We start from the raw sequence: 6137 nt of genomic DNA on the forward strand, positions 1-6137 counted from the left end.
ACTTTTTGTTAAGTCACCGAGCGGGCGTAAACGCTTCAATGTTTTAGGAGCATTAAATGCAATAACTCATGAAGTTATTCTGGTTACGAATGACACTTATATTACGGCAACTCAAGTCTGTGAACTCACGTCAAAAATAGCTGCTTTAGGACTAATGATTCCCATCACTCTCGTATTAGATAATGCCCGCTATCAGAAATGTAAAATTGTTGAAGAATTGGCTCTTTCTTTGTCAATAGAGCTACTCTATCTACCGTCTCGCTAATCTAAATTTAATTGAAAGGCTGTGGAAATTGGTCAAAAAGAAATGTTTATATGGTAAATATTATGAGAACTTTTCTGACTTTTCTTCAGCTATTTATGAATGTCTGAATGATGCCCATCTGAAACATAAAAAAGAACTGGATTCCTTGCTCACTCTACGATTTCAGAAGTTTAATAAATCTCAGATTATGAACGTCTAAAGTATAGTAAGTTCGATATTCTCTCCAATACTCTAAAGCCATTAAGATTTGTTCCTCCACACTTAATTTACTCGGTCTTCCCGATTTTTTGTGAAATGCCTTCTCGGCCGATACAATTTTTACCATTAGCGAGAAAGTCTCGGTATAGACTCCGGTTAAGCGTTTGAATTCCTCGGGCTTTAAGTTTTCGATTCGTTCGTAAATCATAGTACACGGGAAACTTTTCCTTATTTTATACTAACTTTTCCGATTTTTGCAGGAGGTCTATTATTGAGCGTTTTGACTGACTTTAATTTGCAATAAGGTGGTCATCAACTAATTTAAATAACAAAAAATGTGAGAGATATTTGTTTAAGTTAAGCTTAATTAACCCAAACTTAAACTAAATTTAACCAAACTAAATCTTAACCTTAACCTTAAATTAACTAAAATAATTGACCATAATTTTAGGGTTTTATGTACAATCCAACCTAAAAGTTAATTTTTTTATTCCCGAACCAGCAATAATTAGCAAAATGAGTATGCAGAATTTCCAATTCAAACTAAATCGATGGACAATCAGTGCTGGTTTAGCGGCAGTAGGAGCGGCCCTAGCTCTCACCATCCCAGCGGTTAATTCCCAAAGCCGCAATACTATCAAAATTGATGGTTCTAGCACCGTTTACCCAATTACAGAAGCAGTAGCGGAAGAATTTCAAAAGATAAATCGTCAGACACAGGTAACTGTCGGTATTTCGGGAACAGGTGGCGGTTTTAAAAAATTCTGTGCTGGTGAAACGGATATTTCTAATGCTTCTCGTCCAATTAAGGATTCTGAACGTCAATTGTGTGCTAAAAATGGCGTTAAATTCTTAGAATTGCCGATCGCTTTTGATGCTTTAACAGTGGTAGTCAATAAACAAAATCCCCTTAATAGCATCAAGGTTTCTGAACTGAAAAAAATGTGGGAACCCGCTGCTCAAGGCAAGATCACTAAGTGGAATCAAGTTAATTCTAAATGGCCTAATGCCAACCTAAAACTGTTCGGACCAGGTGCGGATTCGGGAACATTCGATTACTTTACCGAGGCAATTGTCGGTGAATCGAAGAAAAGTCGCACCGACTTTACCCCCAGTGAAGATGATAACGTTCTAGTGCAGGGAGTTATCAGAGATCGTAACGCTTTAGGTTACTTTGGCTATGCCTATTATGAAGCGAATAAAGGTCGTCTGAAAGCCCTAGCCATTGATAACGGCAAAGGAGCCATATCTCCCTCAGCAGAAAATGTCAACAACGGTAAATATAATCCCCTTTCCCGTCCTGTTTTTATCTACGTTAATGCTAATGCGGCTAAACGTCCAGAGGTAAAAAGTTTTGTCGAATTTTTCATCAACAATGCTCCCAAATTAGTCCGGGAAGTTAAGTATGTTCCTTTACCCGCTAATGTCTATCAATCGGTAATGAGAAACTTTAGAAATAATAAAACAGGGAGTGTATTCGTTGGCCGAGATGTGGTGGGTTTAACCATCCAAGATATTGTCCAGCTAGAAGCTAAAGAATAGTTGTTTATCTGCCAATAAATGGAATGGGGAAGCGATTATCTTCCCCATTTTTGGAGTTGAATTAAAAAACCCAGCAACTAGATATTTAAAGCATGACTCAACCAGCAATTAAATCAGACAGTGTCTGGATTCAGGCAGCTAATCCCAAAAAGATTCGCAACCTCAAAGAAACTATTATTGAAGTTATTCTATTTTTGGCGGCTTTTTCCTCTGTGGCCACCACTATCGGCATTATGGAGGTTTTGATTGTAGAATCCGTGCATTTTTTCGAGAAAGTTCCCCTGATTCAATTCCTAACCGATACGGTTTGGAGTCCGCTTTTTGCCGATCCTCGTTATGGTATTCTACCGCTACTTTCGGGAACCTTAACCACTTCGATCGTAGCGATGTTTGTCGCTATTCCTTTGGGAACAATTGCCGCTATTTATCTCAGTGAATTTGCCCCCCCGCGTCTGCGAGAAGTGGTTAAACCTTGTCTAGAATTATTAGCGGCTATACCGACAGTAGTTTATGGTTATTTTGCCTTTTTAAATGTCACACCTTTCCTACAAACTTTTTTGCCTGACTTGCCTTCATTTAATATGCTCAGTGCTGGTTTGGTCATGGGATTAATGATTATTCCCCTGATTAGTTCCATCAGTGAAGATGCCATGCGTGCCGTACCTTTGACCCTCCGGGAAGGTTCCTACGCTACCGGAGCAACTCGTTTACAAACTGCTTTAAATGTGGTTTTGCCTGCCGCTATTTCTGGTATTAGTGCCGCTTATATTTTAGGAGTTTCCCGGGCCGTGGGAGAAACTATGATTGTAGCGATCGCCGCAGGATTACAGCCAAATTTAACCTTCAATCCCTTTAGTGAAGCGGCCACCATTACCGCTTATATTGTTCAGGTTAGTTTAGGCGATTTACCTCACGGTTCGATCGAGTATCAATCAATTTTTGCCGCTGGTATTATGCTAGTCATTTTGACTTTAATCTTTAATATTATCGGTTATTTCCTCGCCAAAAAATATCGGGAGGTTTACTAATCATGGAAAAAGAACAATTATCGAATTTAAGAGCTAATATTGAACGGCGCAAGCTGATTAGTGCTGTATTTTCTGGCTTAGGGTTGTTGATTATTTTTGTTTCTACCCTAATTCTCTTTATCCTGATCGCCCAGATGATGATGGCAGGGTTGCCGCGCATTACCCCCCAGTTTTTTACTTCTTTTCCTAGTCGTCACCCTGAAGAAGCTGGTATTCTTTCCGCTTGGGTGGGAACCTTGCTAGTGATGTTGGTAACAGCCTTGATTGCGATTCCTCTCGGTATTGCGGCGGGAATTTATCTGGAAGAATATAGTAAGAAAAATTGGCTTTCAGCAATTATTGAGATTAACGTCACTAATTTAGCGGGTGTTCCCTCAATTATCTATGGTTTACTCGCCCTCGGTTTATTTGTCTATCAATTCAATCTCGGACAAAGTATTATTGCCGCCGGTTTAACCCTAGCTTTGCTGATCCTACCTGTGGTTATTGTCACCACCAGAGAGGCAATTCGGGCAATACCCAACAGTCTCCGGGAAGCGGCCTATGCCGTGGGAGCAAGTAGATGGCAAGTAGTCGCCGATCATATTCTTCCCTACTCCTTCGGTAGTATCCTAACCGGTGTGATCATCGGACTTTCCAGAGCGATTGGAGAAACGGCTCCCGTGATTACTATTGGTGCGCTCACGTTTATTGCCTTTCTACCTGATGCTCCTTTACAAGCAAATTTTCCCTTTATTAACTTTAATTGGCTAAAAGCACCCTTTACAGTTATGCCTATCCAGATGTTTAACTGGGTTTCTCGTCCAGAGCCAGAATTTGAAGTCAATGCAGCAGCCGCTGGTACAGTGTTGATTGTGATGACTCTCGGGATGAACGCTGTAGCTATCTATCTCCGCTATCGTTTCCGCAAAGGTATCAAATGGTAAACTCTATTTTTCCCTCGATGATGTCTAATATCAAAGAATTTCAACCAAAAGCCGAGGTGAGAAACCTTGACTTTTACTACGCTGGCACCAATAAACCCGCTTTGCGAAGTATCAATCTCACCATTCCCGAAAGACAAGTCACCTCTCTAATTGGCCCCTCTGGCTGCGGTAAAACGACGCTTTTGCGCTGTTTTAATCGAATGCACGACCTTTATGCCGCTAATCGCTACGAAGGGGGTATTTATATCGATACCGTCAATATTTTAGATCACAAGGTCGATCCGATCGAGGTGCGGATGCGGATTGGTATGGTTTTCCAAAAACCGAACCCTTTCCCGAAATCTGTTTACGAAAATGTCGCCTACGGTTTGCGGGTTAGGGGTGAAAAAAAACGGGAGTTTATCGATTATAAAGTAGAAGAAGCCTTGCGCGGTGCCGCTTTGTGGGATGAAGTCAAGGATCGTCTCAACACCAGTGCCTACGATTTATCGGGGGGACAACAACAACGTCTCTGTATTGCCCGCGCTTTAGTTACGGATCCTGAAATTATCCTCTTTGATGAACCCACTTCCGCTCTCGATCCGATTGCCACTAATAGTATAGAAGAACTAATTGGTAAATTAGAGGAAAAAGTTACCATTTTAATCGTCACCCACAGTATGCAACAGGCAGCCCGGATTTCTGATTACACAGCTTTTATGTATTTGGGTGAACTGATGGAGTTTGGACAAACTAAAATTATGTTTCAAGAACCAACTCACGAGAAAACAAAAGAATATATTAGTGGTCGATTTGGTTAAAAAATCGCAATTGTTTGGGGAGAGAAAGCAATTATCTCCCCAACGCTCTCCTCTAAAACTTGGCTTTTTGCCGCAATAATTCCGCTAGGGTGACATCAAATTGCGATTGTCCTGCGAAAACCGTTCCCACTTCACCGTTAAAGAAGGTGACTGTGGCTAAATGGTAATGTTCATCCGTTAGGGGGATATAACCGACTTCTTTAACAATACTCTCGGCATTATCGAGGTAATACTCCACAAATTCCTGTAAAGCTCGGCTTTTTTGCGCTTTCTCCGCATTGACGTAGATAAATAAAGGTCGAGCAAGGGGTTGATATTGGGAGTTAACTACAGTTTCTCTAGAGGGTAAAATCGCCCATTTACCGCTATCAATGCCTAAAGCTTTCAATTTTTGGGGATTTTGTTCATAATAAGCTAGTCCAAAGTAACCAAGAGCATTCGGATCTTGACTGACTCCCTGGACTAAAGTGTTATCATCCTCGCTGGCTACATAATCCTTACGACTAGCACCGGATTTACCGACCACAGCTTCGGTAAAATAGTCAAAAGTTCCGGAATCTTGGCCTGCACCAAAGAGATTTAGGGGTTTATTGGGGAATTCCGGTCTGATTTGATTCCAATTGGTAATTTTACCCTCAGCAGCCGGTTCCCACATTTTCTTTAATTCTTCTAGGGTAATGCTATCAATCCAGTTATTTTCCTGATTAACGACTACAGTTAAGGCATCAAAAGCCACGGGTAATTCAATATATCTTACGCCATAGCGATTACACAAGGACATCTCATCGGCTTGAATCGGTCGAGAGGCATTGCTAATATCAGTTTTTCCTTCGCAGAATTCCCGAAATCCCCCAGAGGTTCCCGAAAATTTTACGCTCACTTCTGCTGTACCCGGTTGACTGCTTTTGAATTTCTCGGCCACGGCCTGGGTAATCGGGTATACGGTACTAGAACCATCAATTTTAATTGATTTGTTAGCTGGAGATTCCCCTATGCCACAGGCCGACAGTAGGCTAATTCCCAAAATACTTAATGCAGAAAATACTATTTTCACAGAAGTTTTGTCGCTTTTACTCATTGTCTCTGTCCCCGTTATCAGTCAATAACTACATAATATCATTTCAAAAAAAGTTGATATATATAATTAAGAACTCTAAAGTTGAATGTTATCGAAAATACATCAAACTGATGGACAAAAGGACAACAAAAACGTTTATCTGTAGGGTCTGATACTAAATCCGTTGAGTATGCGCTACATATCAGGACAGGCAAAAGGCAAAAGGCAAAAGGCAAAAGGCAAAAGGCAAAAGGCAAAAGGCAAAAGGCAAAAGGCAGCTTTGTTCTCCCCACTTCCCCACTTCCCCACTTCCCCACACCC

General features: G+C 40.9%; 6 protein-coding genes and 1 pseudogene. 5 read left to right on the forward strand and 2 right to left on the reverse strand.

Annotation, left to right across the window (positions count from 1 at the left end):
* Positions 1–464: pseudogene (locus IQ242_RS14145) on the forward strand (transposase); the annotation flags it as partial.
* On the opposite strand, the gene IQ242_RS14150 reads toward IQ242_RS14145, so the two are convergent.
* Positions 420–671, reverse strand: coding sequence for a transposase family protein (locus tag IQ242_RS14150; RefSeq protein ID WP_193960403.1), 252 nt, complete (start codon positions 669–671; stop codon positions 420–422). The pseudogene IQ242_RS14145 and the gene IQ242_RS14150 overlap by 45 nt on opposite strands.
* A 308-nt stretch (positions 672–979) precedes the next feature.
* Here IQ242_RS14150 and IQ242_RS14155 point away from each other — a divergent pair, with 308 nt between their 5' ends.
* The 4 genes from IQ242_RS14155 to pstB all read left to right on the forward strand — a co-directional run bounded on the left by IQ242_RS14155 (position 980) and on the right by pstB (position 4759).
* On the forward strand, positions 980–2005 hold the full coding sequence (locus IQ242_RS14155) for a PstS family phosphate ABC transporter substrate-binding protein (RefSeq protein ID WP_193960407.1): 1026 nt from the start codon (positions 980–982) through the stop codon (positions 2003–2005).
* A gap of 92 nt (positions 2006–2097) precedes the next feature.
* Positions 2098–3033 carry a phosphate ABC transporter permease subunit PstC gene (gene pstC, locus IQ242_RS14160; protein ID WP_193960404.1) on the forward strand — a complete coding sequence of 312 codons (936 nt, stop codon included), beginning with the start codon at positions 2098–2100 and terminating at the stop codon, positions 3031–3033.
* 2 nt (positions 3034–3035) lie between these two features.
* Positions 3036–3959, forward strand: coding sequence for a phosphate ABC transporter permease PstA (gene pstA / locus IQ242_RS14165; protein ID WP_193960405.1), 924 nt, complete (start codon positions 3036–3038; stop codon positions 3957–3959).
* Positions 3953–4759, forward strand: a complete 807-nt coding sequence (gene pstB / locus IQ242_RS14170; RefSeq protein WP_072926451.1) for a phosphate ABC transporter ATP-binding protein PstB — start codon at positions 3953–3955, stop codon at positions 4757–4759. The genes pstA and pstB overlap by 7 nt, the downstream gene beginning before the upstream one ends.
* A 52-nt stretch (positions 4760–4811) precedes the next feature.
* On the opposite strand, the gene IQ242_RS14175 is transcribed toward pstB, so the two are convergent.
* Complete coding sequence (locus tag IQ242_RS14175) at positions 4812–5837, reverse strand: PstS family phosphate ABC transporter substrate-binding protein (RefSeq protein WP_193960406.1); 1026 nt, start codon at positions 5835–5837, stop codon at positions 4812–4814.
* Positions 5838–6137: the final 300 nt, after the last annotated feature.

The sequence above is a fragment of the Microcystis sp. LEGE 08355 genome (assembly GCF_015207185.1).
GTDB lineage: Bacteria > Cyanobacteriota > Cyanobacteriia > Cyanobacteriales > Microcystaceae > Microcystis > Microcystis panniformis.

What these genes read in the sequence shown, in the direction of transcription:
- IQ242_RS14150 (WP_193960403.1), bottom strand. Translation starts at nt 671, where the DNA reads ATGATTTACGAACGAATCGAAAACTTAAAGCCCGAGGAATTCAAACGC.
- IQ242_RS14155 (WP_193960407.1), top strand. Translation starts at nt 980, where the DNA reads ATGAGTATGCAGAATTTCCAATTCAAACTAAATCGATGGACAATCAGT.
- pstC (WP_193960404.1), top strand. Translation starts at nt 2,098, where the DNA reads ATGACTCAACCAGCAATTAAATCAGACAGTGTCTGGATTCAGGCAGCT.
- pstA (WP_193960405.1), top strand. Translation starts at nt 3,036, where the DNA reads ATGGAAAAAGAACAATTATCGAATTTAAGAGCTAATATTGAACGGCGC.
- pstB (WP_072926451.1), top strand. Translation starts at nt 3,953, where the DNA reads ATGGTAAACTCTATTTTTCCCTCGATGATGTCTAATATCAAAGAATTT.
- IQ242_RS14175 (WP_193960406.1), bottom strand. Translation starts at nt 5,837, where the DNA reads ATGAGTAAAAGCGACAAAACTTCTGTGAAAATAGTATTTTCTGCATTA.